Genomic DNA, 19,605 nt, shown 5'->3' with positions numbered 1-19,605 from the left:
CTCACAGGCCTCCCGCGCGCTCGCCGCGCATGAACCGCGCGAACGCCGATGCCATGTGCTCCAGCCGCGCGCGGTCGAGGCCGGGATACACGCCAACGAAGAAGGTCTGGTGCATCACCGTGTCGGTATTCGCCAGACCGCCGACCACGCGATGCGGAATGCCGGTGAATGCCGGATGCCGCAGCAGGTTGCCGGCAAACAGGCTGCGCGTCTCGATCCTGTTCGCTTCGAGGAATCGCACCAGCTCGGCGCGCGTGAAGCCGGCCCCGTCGCGGACGGTGATCGCAAAGCCGAACCACGACGGCGCCGAATGCGGCGTCGCGCGCGGGAGCAGCAGGCGATCCTCATACGGACGCAAGGCGTTCAGCAGCCAGTCGAAGTTGGCGCGCCGCCGGGCGATGAACGTGTCCAGCTTCTGCAGCTGCGCGCAGCCGATCGCCGCCTGCATGTCGGTGACCTTCAGGTTGTAGCCGACATGGCTGTACACGTACTTGTGGTCGAAGCCGTGCGGCAGGGTGCCGAACTGCTGGCTGAAGCGCGTGCCGCAGGTGTTGCTCTCCCCTCCGGCGCAGTAGCAGTCGCGGCCCCAGTCGCGGAACGAGCGCGCGATGCGCGCCAGCCGCTCGTCGTTCGTCACCACGCAGCCGCCCTCGCCCATCGTGATGTGATGCGCCGGATAGAACGACATGGTTCCCAGGTGGCCGAACGTGCCGGTGAGCCGGTCGCGGTAGCGCGAGCCGAGCGCGTCGCAGTTGTCCTCGATCAGCCACAGATCGTGCTTCTTCGCCAGCTCGCCGACCGCGTCGAGGTCGAACGGCACGCCGAGCGTGTGCGCCATCACGATGGCGCGCGTCTTCGGCCCGATGGCATCGGCGAGGCGGTTCGGGTCCGCGGTGTAATCGCCAAGGTTGACGTCGACGAACACGGGCACGAGGCTGTTCTGCAGGATCGGCGCGAGCGTCGTCGGAAAACCGGCCGCGACGGTGAGCACCTCGTCGCCCGGCTTCAGCCGCCGCTCTCCCAGCTTCGGCGAGGTCAGCGATGTGACCGCGACGAGGTTAGCCGACGATCCCGAGTTCACCAGCAGCGCGTCCGACAGGCCGAGGTAGTCCGAGAACTCGGCTTCGAAGCGTTCCGCGTAGCGGTTCGCGGTGAGAAAGAAGTCCAGGCTCGAGTCGACGAGGTGGCACAACTCCTCGGCGTCGAACACCCGTCCGGCGTAGTGCGCGAGGTCGTGTCCGGGGGCGAACGGACGTACGGGGAACTGCGCCTCGTGGTACTGCCGCACGAGCGACAGGATCTGCTCCCGCAGGACGCTGGCCGCGGACACCGGGTCTCCCTTCACGATTCTGCACACCTTGGCACGGGCGACAGGCTCACCGGAAGAGTTATCGGCCCGAAGGGTCAGCCGCCGGAGATGGTCGGAATGATTTCGACGACGTCGCCGTCGGCCAGGGCCCGCTCGCGGGCGCGGTGCAGCAGCATCTCGTCGTTCACGGCGAAGTTGAAGACCGAGTCGTCGAGCTGATCGCGGAACCCGGGAATTCGGGCGTCCATGGCGTCGATGAGGTCGGCAACGGTGCCAAGGGGCTGCTCGAACGTCAGGGTGTCGCTCGGGCCAACCCGAAGCGTTGCCGGCAGCCGCACGGTGATCACGGTCGCACCCCAGGGCTTCGCATTTGTGCCTTCATTGCGAAGCCAGCAATTGACGGAGACCCTGTCCCCAGTCGCCCGCAGGCTGCCCGTTCCCGTCGAGCTCGGAAATCTCGTAGAACCGGCTGAGCATCGCGTCGAACTCCGCGCGGTCTATCCGCTCCCCCGCATACTGTCCCACCGTGACGGGCTCGTCGAACCACCGGTCCGGCAGCGTGTCGTGCGCCCGGCCCACGCCAAGGCGTCCGTTGATCAATCGCTCGACCCCCATCACGTTGTGTCCCACGGCGCTGAGCTCGTCGGTCGAGAACTGGAGCCCGGTGACATTGCCGACCTGATTTGCGAACTCCTCCAGCCCCGGCAGCGACGGACTGTTGAACAGCTTCGTCGTGAAGCGGCACATCCCGACGCTGTCGCCGACCGCGTAGGTGTTCTCGCACACGCGGACGGCGCGCTCCTTGTTCTCGTAGCTGTTCGGCGCCGCGCTCACCGGGCCGCCGTAGAGCCGCTCCTTGAACGCCGGATCGTCGTTGATGCGCGCGTTGATCTCGAGCGTCACGCGGTTGCGCAGATGGTCCATGCCGCGCGTGGCCACCGCCAGCCCCAGCGCGAAGGCCTTCAGAATCCTGGCGTCGTGCGGGTCGCTCTGCATCAGTCCCTTGACCGCCATCCGATACTTCAGCGCCTCCCCCGGATAGTGGCCGCGCTCGACGGCGCGGGTGCTGTCCGCGACGACGTTGCCGAAGCCTTCGCGCCGGGAGACGAGGAACAGCAGCTCCTCGACCGCTTCGGCGTTGCCCCACGACAGATCGAGACCGCCGGTCTGGTGTGTGGTGATGATGCCGCGCTGGAACAACTCCATCGCCCAGGCGATCGAGGAGCCGGTGGACGCGGTGTCGAACCCGAGATCGTTGCAGATGTTGTTCAGCCGGATCACCGACTCGATGCGATCGACGCCGATGTTCGGACCGAATTTCCCCAGCGTCACGTACTCGGGGCCGTCGCCGGCGCCGTAGCGATCCTGCGGCTGCCGGAGATCGTTCAGCGGGCGGCAGTTCACCGGGCAGCGGAAGCAGCCCGTCATCCCCGGGCGGTACGGCGTGATGTGCTCGGCGTCGAGCCGGTCGGTCCAGGTGGTGAGCTGGTTGTTCTTGGTCCCCATGGCGCCGAGCATGCGGCTCGGCCGGTAGAGGAACGGCGTGCCGGTCGTCTTGAGCGCGTGCTTGACGACCGAGGTGTCGAGCAGCTTCTGCGCGATCGTCCGGTTGTACCCCTTGTAGGGCTGGGCGGTCTCGAAATCGCGGGTCTGCCCCTGAACCAGGATCGCTTTCAGCTTGAGCGATCCCATCTTGGCGCCCGGTCCGCCGCGGGCGTAGCAGGCCTTCGGGCCGCCCATGATCGCGCTGGTCAGCACCTGGTTCTCGCCGGCGCGGGTGATGTTGACCATCGCCAGATCGCGCGTCCAGGTACCCCCGAAGTCATTCGGAATGCGCTCGCGCATGTCGATATTGTCGAGCCCGACGTAGGGCGAGGCGTCGAGGAACGCGACCTCCCCGTTCCGGATGTGCAGCAGCGTCCAGGAGGCGGCGCCGCCGAACAGCACGAGGTGATCGATGCCGTTCATGCGGATGAACGACGGGAAGTAGTCGCCGGCGTTGGAATCGAGCAGCACACCCGACTCCGGCGACCACGACGTCGCGTTGCCGCGGGCGGCGCTCGGCACAATGCCGGTGAGCACCCCCGATCCGAAGATGAGCGGCACGTCCGGATGCAGCGGCGACAGCGACTCGTCGAGCAGGCGGTGCAGGTAGAACATGTTCGCGCCCCGCCCGGCGAGCAGCGACCGGACCACGCGCAGCGGCGTGAAACCGCGCTGCACCTCCCGGCGCTCCAGATCGACGAACAGCGTCGCCCCCTGCGTCGGGTATTGCGGCGCGTTCGGCAGGCCGGCGACCAGCCGTGCCACTCTGTCGCGGATAGACATTCTCTGCAGTGTAATTGGGAAATTTGCGAATGGCGAAATTTGGTAATCTCCGCGGATGCGAGTTCCAGCAGCGCTTCTGGTGGCAGGCATCCTGATGCAGCAGACGGCAGGCGATCGGCCGGCGGGCAAGCCGAGCTCGACACGATCGGTAGTGATGGCGCGGAACGGGGTGATCGCGACCAGCCAGCCGCTGGCGACGGCGGCCGGGCTCCGGGTGCTGCAGTCCGGCGGCAACGCCATCGACGCGGCAATCACCGCAGCCGCGGTACTCAGCGTCGTCGAACCGACGATGAACGGCATCGGCGGCGATCTGTTCGCGATTGTCTACAGCGCGAAGGACAAGAAGATCCACGGCTTGAACGCCAGCGGCCGCGCCCCGGGGGCGGCGACGCTCGCCGAGTTCAAGCGCCGCGGCCTCGACCGCATCCCGCTGCGCGGCGAGCTCGCCGTCAGCGTCCCCGGCGTGGTCGACGGCTGGCACGAGCTGCTGTCGAAGCACGGGACGCGGACGATGGCGCAGGCCCTGGAGCCGGCGATCCGCTACGCGCGCGAGGGGTATGCGGTCAGCGAGATCATCGCCGATCAGTGGAAGAGCGTCGAAGGGCTGCTCGCCAGGGATTCCTCTGCCGCGTCGGCGTTCCTGACCGACGGCAAGGCGCCGGAGCCCGGGACGGTGATGAAGAACCCGGCGCTCGCCGCCTCGCTCGAGACGATCGCCAGGCAGGGACGCGACGCGTTCTACAAGGGGGACATCGCGCGGGCGATTGCCGAGGACATGCGGCGCCGCAACGGCCTGCTGACGGCGAAGGATCTGGCGGACCACCATTCGGACTGGGTCGAGCCGCTCTCGACCACCTATCGAGGCCATCGAGTGTTCGAGCTGCCGCCCAATACGCAGGGCATCGCCGCGCTCGAGACGCTCAACATCCTCGAAGGATTCGATCTCAAGTCGCTCGGACACAACTCGGCGGAATACCTGCACCTGCTCGTCGAGGCCAAGAAGATCGCCTTTGCGGATCGCGGCGCGTGGATCGGCGATCCCTCGACCACGCCGGCCAGGGCGGTGCAGCAGATGCTGTCGAAGGAGTACGCCGCCGAGCGCCGCAAGGAGATCAACCGCGACAAGGCGTCAGACTACAAGCCGCTGTCGATCGACGGCCGGACGACGCCGGCGGGCGGCGAGGCGCCGGCCGGACGCGGCGACACGATCTATCTGACGGCGGCGGACGCGGAGGGGAACGTCATCTCGTTGATCCAGTCGATTTACGAGACGTTCGGGGCCGGCATCGTCGCCGGCGGCACCGGCATCGTGCTGCACAACCGCGCCAACCTGTTCACCCTCGACGCGGCGCATCCGAACGCGCTCGCGCCGGGCAAGCGGCCGTTCCACACCCTGGTGCCGGCGATGGTGACGAAGGACGGCGTGCCGTGGGTGTCGTTCGGCGTCATGGGCGGCGACATGCAGGCTCAGGGGCACGTGCAGGTGCTCATCAACCTGATCGACTTCGGGATGAACATCCAGGACGCGGGCGAGGCGGCGCGGTTCCGGCACAGCGGCGCCGGCCTCGCGCTCGAGTCGGCGTTCACCCAGGCGGCGCGCGACGGCCTCGCGACGCGCGGCCATACGCTCGTTCGAACGCCCGGCGTGTTCGGCGGCTTTCAGGGGATCATGATCGATCCGAAGACGCGCGTGCTGATGGGCGGATCCGATCCGCGCAAGGACGGGATGGCGGCAGGCTGGTAGCGGAGGGCCGAGGTCCGGGTGCGAAGTTCGCGTGTGGTAACGTCGGGCGGAGATGCCCGTCCTGCTCTCTGAAAAAGACGTTCGCGCCGTTCTCTCGATGGACGATCTGATCGCGGCGATGGAAACCGCGCTCGATCGATTCTCGGCGGGCGCCGTCCGCCAGCCGTTGCGCAGCATCGTCGACGCCGGCCGCGGCGCGTTCTATGGCGTGATGCCGGCGTCCATCGCCGAACCGGCGGCGCTCGGCACCAAGCTCGTGTCGGTGTATCACACCAACGCCGAACGCGGCCTGCCGTCGCACCTCGCGACCATCGTGCTGCACGATCCCGAGACCGGCGCGCTGAGCGCGATTCTCGACGGCCGCTACATAACCGAGGCGCGCACCGCCGCGGTCTCGGCCGCGTCCGCCAGGCATCTCGCGCGCGAGGATGCGCGCGTGCTGGCCATCCTCGGATCCGGCGTGCAGGCACGCAGCCATCTCGACGCGCTGGCACGAGTGCGATCGTTCGACGAGATCCGGGTGTGGGGACGCCACGCGGGACGCGTGACGGCGCTGCTGCACGACGTGCCGGCCCACGCCCGCGCCAGGCTGGTCGCGGCCGACTCGGCGGAAGCGGCAGCAACCGGCGCGGACGTCATCGCCCTGGTCACCGCGTCGCGCGAGCCGGTGCTTCGCCGCGCCTGGGTGCGTGACGGCGCGCACATCTGCGCGGTCGGCGCCTGCCGGCCGGATCAGCGCGAGATGGAAACGGCGCTGGTCCGTGATGCGCGTGTGTTCGTCGATTCCCGCGCCGGAGCGCTCGCCGAAGCGGGCGACCTGGTGATTCCCATCGACGAAGGCGCGATCGACGCCTCGCATATCGCCGCCGAGCTCGGCGACGTCTTCGGCGGCCGTGCGGCCGGACGACAGAGCGCCGCCGAGATCACGATCTTCAAATCGCTGGGAATGGCCGTCGAAGACGTGGCCGCGGCGCACCTGGCGTTCGAGCGGGCCTCGGAGCGCGGCCTCGGACGAGGATTCGTTCTCTGACGCGGGTGGAGACTACTTAGACGCCTTCTTCCGCTCCGCCCACCGCTTTTTCATCATCTCCGAGAGGCGCTTGCGCGCTTCCGGAGACATGGTCCGGCGGCGGCGCTTCCGGCCGGTAACCGGGGGAACCTCGCCGGCGCCGGCTGCGGCCGGTGCCGCGGCAGGACGTCCGGGGCCCTTCAATCCGACGCGGCTCCGCAGCTCGGCCGCCTGCGCGGTGAGCGCCGCAAGTCTGTTCCGCGTCTCGACGATCTCCCGCTCGATTCCGCCGAGCGCCCATCCAATCAGCTCCGCCGATCGAATCAGCACATCCTGGGGGTTCTTCCGCGGTCTTCCTCTCGGCATCCATCTCCTCCCTGAGCTGACCGGCTCCTCGTCGGCGCCTTACTGCCATGGGAGCAGGTCCATGTCGCAGCCCAGCTATCATATGCCCATGCGCGCACGCCGGCCAGTTCTCGCCGCGCTGCTGCTGTCGTCGCTGATCTGGGTTCCGCCGGCGGAGGCCGCCCAATCGTCGCGCGAGCTGCGCGAGCGGGCGTCGGATCTCGTCTACAACCTCGACCACCACGAAGCGATCCGCCTGCTGCGGCAGGCTGTCGCCGCCGATCCCGGCGATCCCGCCAATTACCGCGCGCTCGCGTCCGCGGTGTGGCTGCTCATCCTGTTTCAGCGGGGGGCCGTCACCGTCGATCATTACCTTGGCAGCTTCACGCGGTCGTCGGTCGAAATGAAGAAGCCGCCGGCGGAGCTCGACACCGAGTTCAAGCAGGCGGTGGCGAAGGCGATCGAACTGGCCGAGAAGCGCGTGGCCGCCTCGCCGGGGGACGCGCAGGCGCAATTCGATCTGGGCACCGCGGTCGGACTGCAGGCGTCCTACATTGCGTCGGTCGAAGGGAAGCTCATGGCCGGGTTCCGCGCCGCCCGCCGGAGCTACGACGTGCAGGAGCACGTCCTCGAGCTCGACCCCAGGCGCCGCGAGGCCGGCCTGATCGTCGGCACCTACCGGTACATCGTCTCCACGCTGTCGTTCCCGATGCGGGTCATGGCCTACGTCGCCGGCTTCGGCGGCGACAAGAACAAGGGCATGCGGATGATCGAGGAGACGGCGGCGGCCGCCGGGGAGAATCGAACGGACGCCGAGTTCGCTCTCGTATTGCTTTATAACCGCGAGCGCCGGTACGACGACGCGATGCGGGTGCTGGGCAATCTTCGGCGGCGGTACCCGCGCAACCGGCTGGTGCTGCTGGAGGCCGGCGCCACGGCGACCCGCGCCGGCAAGGCCGCCGAAGCCGAGGCGCTCCTGAGCGACGGACTGGGGCTGCTCGCGAAGGACACGCGCGCCAGGATTCCCGGGGAGGAGGCGCTCTGGCACTACAAGCGCGGCGCCGCGCGGGTGCTGCTTGGCCGCCACGACGACGCCCTCGCGGATCTCAGGCAGGCGCAGGCGCCGGGCGCGGCGGCGTGGGTCCAGGGGCGGGCGCATCTCGAGATGGCGCGCGTCGCCCTGCAGAAGGGGGACAAGCCCGAGGTGCAGCGGATGGCGGCGCAGGCTGCGACCATCTGCCGTCAGGCGAACGATCCGATCTGCGTCGAGGAAGCGCGTAAGATGCGGTAGCGCGGGGCACGTCACGTCCTGGATGGTGGATTGATGGCCGGGAAAGTCAAACCGTGGGTCTGGATCGTCGTCGGCGTCGTCGTCTTCGGGATCCTCGGGGTGATCGCGATGGCGGCGGCCGGCCTGTGGTTCGTCAAGTCGCACGTCGACGTCCGCAGCACGACGGCCGCGACCGCCTCCGCAGACTTCCAGTCGATCCGCGCGCGCTTCGTCGACCAGAAACCGCTCATCGAGCTGGACGAGCGCGGCAATTTCCTGCACGCCAACACCGATCGCCCCGCCGGGACGCAGCGGCCGCAGACGCTCACCATCCTCGCCTTCGACTCCGACGACGAGAAGGTGGTCCGCCTCGAGGTGCCGTTCTGGCTGCTGCGGTTGAAGGGCCGCGGCTCGCGCTTCGACATCGGCGGCGGCAACGTCGATCTCGCCAAGCTGCGGCTGACCGTCGAAGACCTCGAGCGGTTCGGGCCGACGCTGATCCTGGACCAGAAGGACAACGACGGCTCGCGTGTCCTCATCTGGTCGCAGTAGCTGTCCCCCGCAGATCACGATCCGCGCGCGACCGCGGAATTCCGGCCGTTTTTTTCCGATCGGCACGGGTGTGCTTCTTGCTCGAACAGGCGTGCAGCAAGGAGCGGATCCATGGTCACAACGCGTGCACGGTTTCTGACGATATCGGCGGCCCTGGTGCTTCTCGGTGGAGCGCCGGCAGCGGCCCAGAGCGGCGGCTGGCTCGGCACGGCGCCGAGGTATGCCGGCGGCGACTACCAGGCGCCGTATCGAACCGCGCGGCGCGGCGCCTTCGACAACGGCTACCGCGACGGGTTCCGGCGCGGCGAGCAGGCGGCCCGCGATCGCAAGCCGTTCAACGCCCAGCTCGAACGCGACTATCGCGACGCGACGAACGGCTACAACCGCTCGTATGGCGACCGCGAGCGCTACCGCGACGACTATCGCGGCGGCTTCGCCCAGGGCTATCGCGAGGGCTACTATCAGCGCGACTCGCGCGGGCAATACGGGCAGTATCCGGGCTACGGCAACGATCGCGGCTACGGCAACGATCGCGGCTACGGTAACAACCGCGGCAACGGCAACTGGGGCTACGGGAACGGCAGCGGATACGGCTACGGCCGCGGCAACTACGGCGCGTTCCAGAACGGCGCCAGCGACGGCTATCGCAAGGGGCTGGAGGACGTGCAGAAGCGTCGCTATCCCGACGTCTCGCGCCACAGCTGGTACCGCAGCGGCGATCATGACTACGACCGCGCGTATGGTTCGCGAGACACCTACCGGATCGAGTATCGCCGCGGATTCGAAGAGGGCTACAACCGGGCCTTTCGGTCAGTCCGGTGATCGAGTGATCCTGAGAAACCGCTTCATCCGGGTCAGCAGCGTGCTCGTTTCGACGGTCGCCGTTTCGGCGGCGGACGATCGAACCTGATCCAGCTCGGCGCGGCGCATCATCACGGCCATCCCGATCTTCTCGAGGGCCTCCGGATGCGCCGCGATCACCCGCCGGAACAGGTCGGCGCCGATTTCCGTCACCGTCACGTCTCCCGCCGCCAGCACGGTCGCCGTCCGCGGGTCGCCGGTCAGCAGCGACATCTCGCCGAAATAGCCGCCCCGTCGGATCCGCGCGACCTCGTTGCGGTTCGGCTCGAGCACGACGCGCACTTCGCCGTCGAGGACGACGAACATCGACTGCCCTTCGTCCCCCTGCCGGACGATCGTCTCGCCGCTGCCGTAGATCGCCATCGGCGCCGAGACGGCGATCTGCGTCCGCGCCTCGGCCGGCAGCGTCGCCAGCAGATCGACGCCGCCGAGCAGCCGCTCCTGTTCCGCCTGCCTGGCGGCGCCGTCGGCGGGCTCGAACGCTCGATCGTACTGCACCTGGATCGGGTACGGGATCTCGATGTCGTGGCGCTGGAACGCGTAGTAGATCGCGGTGCGCACTTCGTCGCGCGACACTTCGTCCGCCGCGTAGTCGTCGATCCAGAAGCGCGCGCGGTAGGTGATCGCCGAGGCGTCGAACGCCACCAGCACCACGTCCGGAGCCGGCGCGGGCAGCACGCGCGAGCAGTGGCGCAGCGCCTCCATCATCGCCGCCTTCACCTTGTTCGGCGGCACGTTGTACGACGCGCCGACTTCCACCTCGAGCCGCAGCGGCAGCGCCGGCTCCGAGAAGTTGATGATCGCTTCCTTTGCGACGATGTTGTTCGGCAGGATCGCGAAGTTCCCCTGCTTGGTCCGCAGCTTCGTCGCCCGCCAGGTCACCTCGGTGACCCGCCCCTCGAAATCCCCGACCTTCACCCAGTGGCCGACGTGAAACGGCTTCTCGCTCTGGATCGCCAGGCCGGCGAACGCGTTGCCCAGCGTGTCCTGCAGCGCGAAGCCGATGACGACGGCGCTGACCGCCGACGTGGTGACCAGGTGCTGGCTCAGGAAGCTCGACGCGAGCAGGACGAGCGCGATCACGATCGCGTCCTGAAGGATGGTCGGAAACCGCTCCGGCACGCGATCCTGCCGCAGCGGGTTGATGATCAGGAAGACGAAGGCGTTGATCAGCGCCGCGGCAAGCGCGAGGCGGCCGAACGCCTGAACCTGGTCGAGCGTGTCCGCCGAGAACGGATACAGGGCCTCGGCCGCGTCGACGGCGATGTAGACGACGAGCAGGACGACGGACAGCCGGAGCTTCCGCCGGATCAGCCGGTTGGCGGTGACGCTCATCAACCCGAGCACCACGGCGAGCGCCGTGATGCCCAGGATGAGATGGCTGGTGTGAAGCGCCGTCAGGCGATCCCCTTCTTGAACGCCTCGATCTCGGCGGCGGTCACGCGCACGTTGATCGCGTTCTTGTTCGGTCCCCCCTTCGCGTCGCGATCCGGCACGCCGCCGCGGGCGCCAGCCGACGACGCCTGCTGCGTCGACGCCTGCTGTTTGCCTCCGGTAATCGCGCTCAGGCCGAGCCCGCCCTTCTTCTTCGACTCCTCCGCCTTCTTGTCGTCGTCCTTCTTCTTGTCGCCGGCGGCGAGACCGGCGGCCCCTTCCTCGGCGGTGGCGACCTCGGTAATCGGCCTGGCGTCGAACGTGATGTTCTGCTTGTAGCGCGCTTCGCCGGTGGCGGTGGCGGTGAGCTTCGCGGACTTGATCTGCTTCTCGTTGTCGGCGATGCGGTCCTTGATCGCCGGGTGCGAGGCGAACATGCCGTTGCGATCCTGCCTCGAGCCGTTGCGCGCCTGGATCTTCTTCAGGACTTCGGCGATGCCGTTGGGAGCGTATCCCACGCTGTTGGCGAGCTTCGCACCGACCTCATCGGACTCGCGCTCGTCGTCGCGGTTGAAGTCCCCTTCCAGGATCGACTTGTAGGCGGCTTCGGTCGCCCGCTTGATCAACTCGCCGCGCATGCCGCCGCCGCTGCCGGCCGCGTCCGCACTGAGCGAAACGGTTTTCGATTTCTGGATGGCGCGAATGGTGTGCTTGGCCGTTATGTGCGTCAGTTCGTGCCCCAGCACGCCGGCGAGCTCCGCCTCGCTCTTGACGAGGCCGAGCAGGCCGCGGGTGACGTGCACGAAGCCGCCGGGCGCGGCAAACGCGTTGACGCCCTCGGTGTCGAGCACGATGAACTTCCAGTCCAGCGCGGGCTTCGCGCTCGCCTGGGCAAGCATGGTTCCGAGGAGCGTCACGTACTTCGCGACCTTCTCGTCCTGCATCACGCCGAACCGGTTCCGCAGCTGCAGGCTCACCTGCTCGCCCAGCTGCCGTTCCTCCTGTTCGGAGAAGCTCAGATCGTCGACCTTGTTCTTCGTGTCGACAGCCTTGTCGCCGAGCTTCTTGAGCTTGCCCAGTCCACCGAGCTGCGCGCGCGCCGGGCTCGCCAGGCCCGCCACGAACACTGCCGCGAGAACGATTGCTGCTGCCTTCATGTCGTCTGTACCTCTACAAGGGGAGCGGGAACCTTCACCTCGAAAATCTCGACGGCCTTGCTCTTGCCTTTGACGACCACGCCGCCGAGCGGGCGGAGGTCGTACTGCTGCTTCAGCCGGGCGCGGGTGGCGTCACTGATGATAATCCGGCACTTGTATTCCTTGTTCAGCGATTCCAGCCGCGCGCCCAGGTTCACGTTGTCGCCGATCACGGTGTAGCTCATGATCGACGAGGAGCCGATGTTGCCGGCGATCATCTCGCCGGAGTTGACGCCGATGCCGATATCGAGCTGCGTCATGCCGCGCGCCGCCCACGCCTTGTTCAACTCGGCCAGCTCGCGCACCATCTCGATCGCCGTCCTCACGCCGTTCTCGGCGTGGTCGGGATCGTCCAGCGGCGCCGAGAACAGCGCCATGACCATGTCGCCGACGAACTTATCGACCGTTCCCTTGTTCCGGAACACGATCGCGACCATCCGCGAGAAGTACTCGTTCAACTGGCCGACCAGCTCCTCCGGGTCGCCGCGCTCGGTCACGGAGGTGAAGCCGCGGATGTCGGAGAAGAGGACCGTCATTTCGCGGCGCGCCCCGCCGAGCTCCGCCTGTTCCGGGTGCGCCATCAGCTGGGCGTAGACGTCTTTCGACACGTACCGGCCGAACAGCTTCGCGACCTTGCGCTTCTCCCGCCCTTCGACGAAGTACCGGTAGGCGGTCCCGAAGAACAGCGCGGCGCCGCCGGCGGCGACCGGCTGGACGAGATTCAGCCACTGCCCCCCCTTGAAGGCGGCGACGGCGAACAACGTCCAGCCGCCGAGGATCGCCAGCGACGCGCCGGCCGCGGCGGCGAATGGCAGGAACGCGGCGAGCAGGCCGATCGCCGCGGCGGTGATCAGCACGGACGCGATGCGGGAGGCAGAGGACGCGGGATGGATGAAGCGGTTGGCCAGGATGCTGTCGGTGATGCTGGCATGCAGCTGGATGCCCGGCATCACTCCGGAGCCCGACGTCGACATCGGCGTGCGGAACACGTCGAGCAGGCCCGATGCGGTCAGACCGATGAACACGATCTTGTTCTTGAACACGGATGGATCGAGCCGCGGCTTCAGCCCTTTCTGGATCTCCTGCTCGGCGGCAAAAATCTCGCGGAACTCGTAAGAGCGGTAGGGCGGCTCCAGTTCCCCCCTTTGATTGCGGACGAGCGCCGGGGCGCGGTAGTTGATCAGCATCGACCACTGATCGCGTTCGTCTATCCGCCTCCGGATCAGCGGCATGCGCGCGCTGCCAAGACGCAGGTACTCCCCCTCGGCGAACACCTCGGACGCCGCCACGTTCGCCGCGCGCAGCGCCGCCGCCACGCCGAGCGACGGCAGTTCCTTGCCATCGCTGACGATGAACGGCGACATCCGGCGTGCCGGCCCGTCGTCATCCGTCGTCAGGTGGTTGTGCCCGAGCGCGGCCGCCGCGTCCGTCAGCTCCTGATACGGCGCGAGCACCAGCGGGCGCGGCTCCGCGAGCGGGCCGATACGGTACGGCGACGCCGCCCAGTTCGCGGGATGCGCGTCCTTCACCTTCGCATCCGCGATCCCCTCGTAGACGGCGTCGGCCAGCATGACCACGTTGCCCGAGGCGCGGGCGAACTCCACCAGCTTGTCGTCGCTCTGCGCACCGCTCCACTCGTCGCTGGGATCGTCGAAGCTGTACTTCAGAACCTGGTCGTGTTCGGTGAACGCGATGTCGACCGCGATCACCTTCGCGCCGCCGCGATGGAGAAAGTCGATCGCGAGCCCGATGGCGACCCGCGGCCAGGGCCAGCGCATCCGGTAGCCGGTCTGCAGCTCGCGGATGCTCAGATCGTTGATTTCGACGAGGACGATGTCCTGGTTGACCGAGGCGGGATCCGCCGCAAGGCGCATCCGCCAGTCGTAGGTGGTGAGCTCGACCCGGTCGAGGAGATCGCCGGACGCCGAGGCGCCGAGCACGATCAGCGCCGCGAGCGTGCCCAGGCCGAGGCCTGCCAACAACTTGCGCAGATGGACCATTACGTGGGTTCGTGGTTCCGGGGGCCCCTAATGGTAGCAGGTCAGCGCGCGGCGAGCACCGGCGCGAAGAGCGCGCAGAAAACGGCGCCGACCACCGTCATCGCCAGGCCCCACAGCAGCATCGCGCGGAACAGCGTGCGGCCGGTGACCGCGTCCGCCGCCGCCGCCACGCACAGGGCGCCGATCGTCGACAGTGGCGACACGTCGACCAGGGAGGAGCCGACGTTGATCGACAAGGCGACCGCGAGCGGATCGCCGCCGCCGACCCGCTCGACCAGCGTCGCTGCCGTCGGCAGAAATGTGGGGAGGACGACCCCGGAGGTGCTGCTGTAGGTGGAGATGCCGCCGGTGACGAAGGCGATCACGCCGTTCAGCGTCGCCGGCGACGCGAGGCGGGCCAGGAGCGTGGTGAACAGGTCCATTCCGCCCGTCTTCTCCAGCAGCGCGATCAGCACCGACACGCCACAGACCATCATGATGATGCTCCACGGCATGCGTTTGACGGCGGCGGACTCGTCGCTCCGCGTCGTCAGCAGGATGATGGCAGCGGCGGCGAATGCGGAGAGGCCGAGGTGCAGGTTCAACGCGATGACGCCGGCGATCCAGGCGGCGATCAGCAGCAGCGTCCAGCGTTGCGCCGCCGGCATTGGCGCGTGCGCCGCGATCGGCGCAGCGCCTCGAGCGTCGTCCGGCGGCGCCGACCGCGTGGTCCACAGATGAGCGGCGTATGCGGCGCCGGCGACGAGCACATGCGCGGCGAAGTTGGCGAACCAGACTCTTCCCTCGAAACCGCCCAGGCCGATCTTCGCCATCGCGCCGTTGGCGATCACCCCTACCGCCGAGAACGGCGAGAGGTTACCCGCGTTGGCGCCGTTGGCGACCATCAGGGCGATCACCAACGGCGGCAGACCCGCGCGCACGCCCATCGTCATCGCCAGCGGCGCGAGCAGCGCAACGGTCGACACCGCGCCGGGACCGACCGACGACAAGCCGCAGGCGATGGCGAACAACAGCAGCGGGATGAGGCGCGCGCGGCCGCGCGCCGGGGCCATCGCGCGATTGGCCAGCGCCTCGAGGCTGCCGTTCGCCTCCGCCACCGCGAACAGCAGCGTGACACCCGAGAGCGTGATGAAGAGCGAGACGGGAAAGCCGCCGATCACCGCGTCCGGGCGCAGATCCGCGGCATAGACGCCGATCAGCCAGGCGAACGACAGCGCCAGCCAGCCGACGTTGATCCGCGACGTCATCGACAGACCGAGGGCGACGACGAGCGCGAGCAACGAGAGGACGGCCGGACTCACCGGCTGTAGTATGCCGCGCATTGCGGGCGATTCATCCGGACGGCGCGGCGGCGGACGAAGGGAGAGTCGCTTCGCTCCCTGTCGGGCAACGGGCTGCGGGCAGGGAAGCGAGTCGCTGCGCTCCCTGTCGGGCAAGGAAGCGAGTCGCTGCGCTCCCTGGCGGGCAGTCGCTTCCGTGCCCTTAGCCCGATAGCGAGCGGAGCGAGTCGCTTGCTTGCCCGAGCTTGAGAGCGAGCGAAGCGAGTCGCTTCCTCGCCCGAGCCCGAGAGCGAGCGAAGCGAGTCGCTTCCCTCCCCTGAGCCCGAGAGCGAGCGAAGCGAGTCGCGTGGCTTCCCTGTCGGGCAACGGGCTGCGGGCAAGGAAGCGAGTCGCGTCGCTCCCTGTCGGGCAAGGAGCTTAAGCAAGGATGACTGTCGCGTTGCTTCCTGTCGCGGATAGGGCCTCGGCGCCGTGCCCGACGGCGAGCGAAGCGAGTCGCTTCCCTGCCCTGAGCCCGAGAGCGAGCGAAGCGAGTCGCGTCGCTTCCCTGTCGGGCAACGGGCTGCGGGCAAGGAAGCGAGTCGCTGCGCTCCCTGTCGGGCAGGGGGCTGCAGGGAAGGAAGCGAGTCGCTTCCCTGCCCTGAGCCCGATAGCGAGCGAAGCGAGTCGCTTCCGTGCCTCATTTCCCTCGCAATTTCGCGACCGGACCGTCCACGCCGTTCGGCAGCTGACGATCGGCGAGCTGATCGTCGTCGCGCGCTTCGCGCTTCAATCGCGCCAGCTCGCTCTTGAGCGACGCCGTCAGCGTTTCCTGCCCGGGCTCGCCATAGAGATTGTGCAGCTCGTACGGATCCGTGCGCAGGTCGAACAGCTCCCACTGATCCTTCGTCCAGAAGTAAATCAGCTTGTGCGTGAGCGTGCGAACGCCGTAGTGCTGCCGCGTGTTGTGGTCGCCGGGATCGTGGTAGTAGCGGTAGTACATCGACGTGCGCCAGTCGCGCGGCGTCCGCCCGCGGAGCACGGGCAGCAGGCTGCGTCCCTGCATGTCGGATGAGGGGGGAAGCGCCGCCGCATCGAGGAACGTCGGCGCGAAATCGACGTTGAGCGCGATGGCGTCGCTTCTGGTCCCCGGCTTGATCGACGCCGGCCAGCGGACCAGGAACGGCATGCGGATCGACTCTTCGTACATGAACCGCTTGTCGAACATCCCGTGGTCGCCAAGGAAGAAGCCCTGATCGCTGGTGTAGATGACGATGGTGTTGCGCGCCAGGCCGCCCTTGTCGAGAAACGCGGTCACCCGCCCGATGCTGTCGTCGACGGACTGCACGGTCGCGAGGTAGTCCTGCATGTAGCGCTGGTACTTCCAGCGCACGAGCGCGTCGCCGGTGAGCGTCACGCTCCTTCCGTCGCGGACGATCGTGACTTCCGACGGCTTGGACGCGAGCCACTTCGTCAGCTCGGCGCCGGCGAGCTCGGGCGGCGGCGGCCGCTTCAGGTCGCGATTGGTGAGATCCGCCGCGACGCGCTGCTGATTTTCGTGGAGCGCGTCCGTCCGTGTGTCATAGCGATCCCAGAGCGTGACCGGCTCGGGGATGCGGCGCGACGCGAACTGCGCGGCATACGCCTCGTCCGGCTGCCACGGCCGGTGCGGCGCCTTGTGGTGCATCATCAGGAAGAACGGCTTGTCCCGAGGCCGCTGCTCGAGGAAGGCCAGCGCGAGATCGGTGATGACGTCGGTGACGTAGCGGCCGGTGTAGGTCTTCTCGCCGGTCTCGGTGTAGAGCACCGGATCCTTGTACGCCCCCTGCCCCGGCAGGATCTCCCAGCGATCGAAGCCCTGAGGATCGCTGCCGAGGTGCCACTTGCCGATCATGCCCGTGTGATACCCCGCCCGCTGGAGCAGCCGCGCCACGGTGGTTCGCGAATTGTCGAACCGGTTGAACATCGTCACGCCGTTCAGATGCGAGTACTGGCCGGTGAGGATCGCGGCGCGGCTCGGCGTGCAGATGGAGTTGGTGGCGAACACGTTGGTCAGCAGCGCCCCTTCCCGTGCCAACCGGTCGAGGTGCGGCGTCTGGTTGATCCGCGATCCGTAGGCGCCGATGGCATGGGCGGCGTGATCGTCGGTCATGATGAAGACGATGTTCGGCCGCGAGGGGCGCGCCGGCTGCTGCGCCGCGGCCGACACGATCAGGATGGAAACCGTCACCGCGAAACCTGCCACCAGCGATCGCATCCGTGCTCCTTCCTCGGAACGCAGCCGGATGATATACGCGAAGCGGCCGCGGCGGCGCGGTCGAGGTGATTGACCGTGTGCCCGCTGCGCCGCGCGCCCGATTGCGCGATAATCCCGGGCCACCATGATTCATCGGCGCACGAGTTGGATGGCGGCAGCCTGGCTGCTGCTCCCGGCAGCGGCGGCGTTTCCGCAGGCCGCGGCGCCGGCGCAGCTCGCGCCGGGCCAGACCTGCGCGTTCGTCACCCAGGCGCACGCGGACGCGAGCGCGGGCACGCCGAACGTCAATCACGACGGGTCGCCGCTCGCCGGCATCCCGCCGCCGGACATTTCGCGCGGCTTCCAGGGTATTCCGCGATCCGCGCAGCCGCGTCTGACCCCCTCCCAGCGGCGCATCCTCGAATGCACCTACCGCCTCGCCGAGGCGGACGCAGACATGCCGTATGCGCTGTTCGTCCCGTCTGGCTACACGCCGGCAAAACCGGCGCCGCTGATCGTGAACCTGCACGGGCTGAACATCACGCCGCTGATGCAGATGCTGTTCGACGGAACCACTGATTTCGCCGAGCGCCATGGCTTCATCGTCGTCGCGCCGATGGGTTTCAGCCTGTCGGGATGGTGGGGAGTGCGAGCCGGACGACCGAGCGAGCTGTCAGAGCTCGACGCGATGACGGTGCTCACGTTGATTCGCCAGCGGTACGCGATCGACAGCGACCGCATCTACCTGATGGGACATTCGATGGGCGGCGCCGGGACTTACCACCTCGGCGCGAAGCATCCCGAGATCTGGGCCGGCATCGCCCCGATCTCAGGTGCGGGCGGGATCGGCGACGCGGCGAACGCCGAGCGCTATCGCAGCTTTGCCACGCTCCTGATGCACGGCGAGAAGGATTCCATCGTGAACGTGGCGGCATCGCGGCGCGCGGCCATGCTGCTGCAGGGCGCCGGGGCGCAGCACATATATCTGGAGGTCCCCGGCAAGGACCATGAGTTCTGGATCCGCCGCGGAGCCGAGAACATGGAGAAGGTGTTCTTCTTCTTCAACACCGTCTCGAAGCGGACCAACAAAGGCTACATCCGGCCGGAATGACTGCACCGATCACCTGGCAGTCGCAGTTGTCCCCTGTTCGGCAAACGCCTGCGCGATGTTCAACGCGATATCCCTCGTGATCGCGTTGGCGATGTTCGCCGTCGCCGCGACGACGATGCCGCGGGCCGGAAATGTCATGAACGACGTGGTGCCGCCTCTCAGGCTCCGGCTGGCGTGGTGCACCATGACGGTGGGCTCGCCGGCCAGCGTCACTTCCTCCACCATCCAGCCGAGACCGTATTCGGTTTCCGTACCCGCGTTCAGCACCTGAGGTGTCTGGAGCTTCCTGACGGTATCCGCGCGCAGCAGCTTGCCGCGATTGAGCCCCGTCCCGAACCGCACGAGATCGGAGGGGGTCGAGAGGATGGCGCCGGCGCCGGCGAAGCAGGAGTTGTCGACGCGCGCCGCCGGCACTACTCCCTCGCCGGCGTCGCCGGTGAATCTCCGCTGGTAGAAGGTCACCCGGTCCGGGATCGGTGACGTCGCGGAGTCGAACGACGTCGCCGTCATGCCCAAAGGGGTGAACACCTGCGCCGCCATGAACGCGGGGAGCGGCTGGTTCGCCACGGCCTCGACGGCGGCGCTCACGAGGACCCAGCCGTACGTCGAATAACCGTATTGCGTGCCGGGCTCGAACAGCAGCGGATCGTCCGCGAAGTTCTTCAATCCGTCGACGGCTCGCTCGCAGTGCGCGGTGGGAACGGAATCTTCTTCACCGCGGTAATGCCTGATCCCCGCCACGTGTCCCATCAACTGCCGCAGCGTGACCGGCCATTGTTTGATCGGGAACGCCGGCACGTACTTCTGGATCTGATCGTCAAGGTGCAGCCGCCCTTTCTCGAGGAGCAGGCCGACGGCTGCCGAGGTGAGCGCCTTGGACGTGTGGCCGATTCGAAAGCGCATGCCTGGCGTGACGGGCACGCGCTTCTCCACGTCCGCCCAGCCAAACCCTTCGGCCCAGACGATCTCTCCGCCGACGCCGACCGCCACCGACAGGCCTGGAAGGTTCTG

At 68.0% G+C, this 19,605-nt stretch carries 16 protein-coding genes; 6 read left to right on the top strand and 10 right to left on the bottom strand.

The window, feature by feature from the left end; all coding sequences use genetic code 11:
• Position 1 precedes the first annotated feature (1 nt).
• From rfbH to VFK57_14645, 3 genes are all read right to left on the bottom strand, one after another.
• Positions 2 to 1,330 (bottom strand): lipopolysaccharide biosynthesis protein RfbH, encoded by a 1,329-nt coding sequence (gene rfbH / locus VFK57_14655; protein ID HET7696951.1) that lies wholly within the window; start codon positions 1,328 to 1,330, stop codon positions 2 to 4.
• A 74-nt stretch (positions 1,331 to 1,404) separates the two neighbouring features.
• Positions 1,405 to 1,656 carry a MoaD/ThiS family protein gene (locus tag VFK57_14650; GenBank protein HET7696950.1) on the bottom strand — a complete coding sequence of 84 codons (252 nt, stop codon included), beginning with the start codon at positions 1,654 to 1,656 and terminating at the stop codon, positions 1,405 to 1,407.
• Positions 1,657 to 1,687: 31 nt separating this feature from the next.
• On the bottom strand, positions 1,688 to 3,637 hold the full coding sequence (locus tag VFK57_14645) for an aldehyde ferredoxin oxidoreductase C-terminal domain-containing protein (protein HET7696949.1): 1,950 nt from the start codon (positions 3,635 to 3,637) through the stop codon (positions 1,688 to 1,690).
• A gap of 55 nt (positions 3,638 to 3,692) precedes the next feature.
• Between VFK57_14645 and ggt the strand changes: the two genes are divergently transcribed.
• Both ggt and VFK57_14635 read left to right on the top strand, forming a co-directional pair.
• Entirely contained in the window at positions 3,693 to 5,381 is a 1,689-nt protein-coding gene (ggt, locus tag VFK57_14640; GenBank protein ID HET7696948.1) for a gamma-glutamyltransferase, read from the top strand.
• 52 nt (positions 5,382 to 5,433) lie between these two features.
• Positions 5,434 to 6,411 (top strand): hypothetical protein, encoded by a 978-nt coding sequence (locus VFK57_14635; protein HET7696947.1) that lies wholly within the window; start codon positions 5,434 to 5,436, stop codon positions 6,409 to 6,411.
• Between the two features lie 12 nt (positions 6,412 to 6,423).
• On the opposite strand, the gene VFK57_14630 is transcribed toward VFK57_14635, so the two are convergent.
• Positions 6,424 to 6,756, bottom strand: coding sequence for a hypothetical protein (locus tag VFK57_14630; GenBank protein HET7696946.1), 333 nt, complete (start codon positions 6,754 to 6,756; stop codon positions 6,424 to 6,426).
• An 88-nt stretch (positions 6,757 to 6,844) separates the two neighbouring features.
• Between VFK57_14630 and VFK57_14625 the strand changes: the two genes are divergently transcribed.
• The 3 genes from VFK57_14625 to VFK57_14615 all read left to right on the top strand — a co-directional run bounded on the left by VFK57_14625 (position 6,845) and on the right by VFK57_14615 (position 9,379).
• Entirely contained in the window at positions 6,845 to 8,026 is a 1,182-nt protein-coding gene (locus VFK57_14625) for a tetratricopeptide repeat protein (protein ID HET7696945.1), read from the top strand.
• Between the two features lie 33 nt (positions 8,027 to 8,059).
• Entirely contained in the window at positions 8,060 to 8,557 is a 498-nt protein-coding gene (locus VFK57_14620) for a hypothetical protein (protein ID HET7696944.1), read from the top strand.
• Between the two features lie 111 nt (positions 8,558 to 8,668).
• A complete protein-coding gene (locus VFK57_14615; protein ID HET7696943.1) occupies positions 8,669 to 9,379 on the top strand; it encodes a hypothetical protein in 711 nt (236 codons plus the stop codon).
• On the opposite strand, the gene VFK57_14610 is transcribed toward VFK57_14615, so the two are convergent.
• The 5 genes from VFK57_14610 to VFK57_14590 all read right to left on the bottom strand — a co-directional run bounded on the left by VFK57_14610 (position 9,368) and on the right by VFK57_14590 (position 17,504).
• Positions 9,368 to 10,768 carry a mechanosensitive ion channel family protein gene (locus tag VFK57_14610; protein ID HET7696942.1) on the bottom strand — a complete coding sequence of 467 codons (1,401 nt, stop codon included), beginning with the start codon at positions 10,766 to 10,768 and terminating at the stop codon, positions 9,368 to 9,370. The two genes, VFK57_14615 and VFK57_14610, sit on opposite strands and share 12 nt — an antisense overlap.
• Before the next feature lie 47 nt (positions 10,769 to 10,815).
• Positions 10,816 to 11,949: a M48 family metalloprotease gene (locus VFK57_14605; protein HET7696941.1), complete on the bottom strand. Its 1,134-nt coding sequence runs from the start codon at positions 11,947 to 11,949 to the stop codon at positions 10,816 to 10,818.
• Entirely contained in the window at positions 11,946 to 13,988 is a 2,043-nt protein-coding gene (locus VFK57_14600; GenBank protein HET7696940.1) for an adenylate/guanylate cyclase domain-containing protein, read from the bottom strand. The genes VFK57_14605 and VFK57_14600 overlap by 4 nt, the downstream gene beginning before the upstream one ends.
• A 41-nt stretch (positions 13,989 to 14,029) precedes the next feature.
• Positions 14,030 to 15,310 (bottom strand): SLC13 family permease, encoded by a 1,281-nt coding sequence (locus tag VFK57_14595; protein HET7696939.1) that lies wholly within the window; start codon positions 15,308 to 15,310, stop codon positions 14,030 to 14,032.
• A 637-nt stretch (positions 15,311 to 15,947) separates the two neighbouring features.
• Positions 15,948 to 17,504 carry a sulfatase gene (locus VFK57_14590; GenBank protein HET7696938.1) on the bottom strand — a complete coding sequence of 519 codons (1,557 nt, stop codon included), beginning with the start codon at positions 17,502 to 17,504 and terminating at the stop codon, positions 15,948 to 15,950.
• 124 nt (positions 17,505 to 17,628) lie between these two features.
• Here VFK57_14590 and VFK57_14585 point away from each other — a divergent pair, with 124 nt between their 5' ends.
• Positions 17,629 to 18,594, top strand: coding sequence for an alpha/beta hydrolase-fold protein (locus VFK57_14585; GenBank protein HET7696937.1), 966 nt, complete (start codon positions 17,629 to 17,631; stop codon positions 18,592 to 18,594).
• Positions 18,595 to 18,603: 9 nt separating this feature from the next.
• Here the strand turns inward: VFK57_14585 and VFK57_14580 are convergent.
• Positions 18,604 to 19,605: serine hydrolase domain-containing protein (locus tag VFK57_14580; GenBank protein HET7696936.1), on the bottom strand; the 1,002-nt coding region annotated here is incomplete at its 5' end.

The sequence above is a fragment of the Vicinamibacterales bacterium genome, from assembly GCA_035699745.1.
GTDB lineage: Bacteria > Acidobacteriota > Vicinamibacteria > Vicinamibacterales > 2-12-FULL-66-21 > JAICSD01.
The sequence above is the reverse complement of the archived record's forward strand: the minus strand, read 5'-3'. Positions and strand labels throughout refer to the sequence as shown.

Excerpts from the sequence above, each read along its gene's own strand:
- VFK57_14645 (HET7696949.1), bottom strand. The coding sequence starts at position 3,637 with ATGTCTATCCGCGACAGAGTGGCACGGCTGGTCGCCGGCCTGCCGAAC.
- VFK57_14590 (HET7696938.1), bottom strand. The coding sequence starts at position 17,504 with ATGCGATCGCTGGTGGCAGGTTTCGCGGTGACGGTTTCCATCCTGATC.
- VFK57_14605 (HET7696941.1), bottom strand. The coding sequence starts at position 11,949 with ATGAAGGCAGCAGCAATCGTTCTCGCGGCAGTGTTCGTGGCGGGCCTG.
- VFK57_14635 (HET7696947.1), top strand. The coding sequence starts at position 5,434 with ATGCCCGTCCTGCTCTCTGAAAAAGACGTTCGCGCCGTTCTCTCGATG.
- VFK57_14620 (HET7696944.1), top strand. The coding sequence starts at position 8,060 with ATGGCCGGGAAAGTCAAACCGTGGGTCTGGATCGTCGTCGGCGTCGTC.
- VFK57_14585 (HET7696937.1), top strand. The coding sequence starts at position 17,629 with ATGATTCATCGGCGCACGAGTTGGATGGCGGCAGCCTGGCTGCTGCTC.
- VFK57_14615 (HET7696943.1), top strand. The coding sequence starts at position 8,669 with ATGGTCACAACGCGTGCACGGTTTCTGACGATATCGGCGGCCCTGGTG.
- VFK57_14630 (HET7696946.1), bottom strand. The coding sequence starts at position 6,756 with ATGCCGAGAGGAAGACCGCGGAAGAACCCCCAGGATGTGCTGATTCGA.
- ggt (HET7696948.1), top strand. The coding sequence starts at position 3,693 with ATGCGAGTTCCAGCAGCGCTTCTGGTGGCAGGCATCCTGATGCAGCAG.
- VFK57_14595 (HET7696939.1), bottom strand. The coding sequence starts at position 15,310 with ATGCGCGGCATACTACAGCCGGTGAGTCCGGCCGTCCTCTCGTTGCTC.
- VFK57_14625 (HET7696945.1), top strand. The coding sequence starts at position 6,845 with ATGCGCGCACGCCGGCCAGTTCTCGCCGCGCTGCTGCTGTCGTCGCTG.
- VFK57_14600 (HET7696940.1), bottom strand. The coding sequence starts at position 13,988 with ATGGTCCATCTGCGCAAGTTGTTGGCAGGCCTCGGCCTGGGCACGCTC.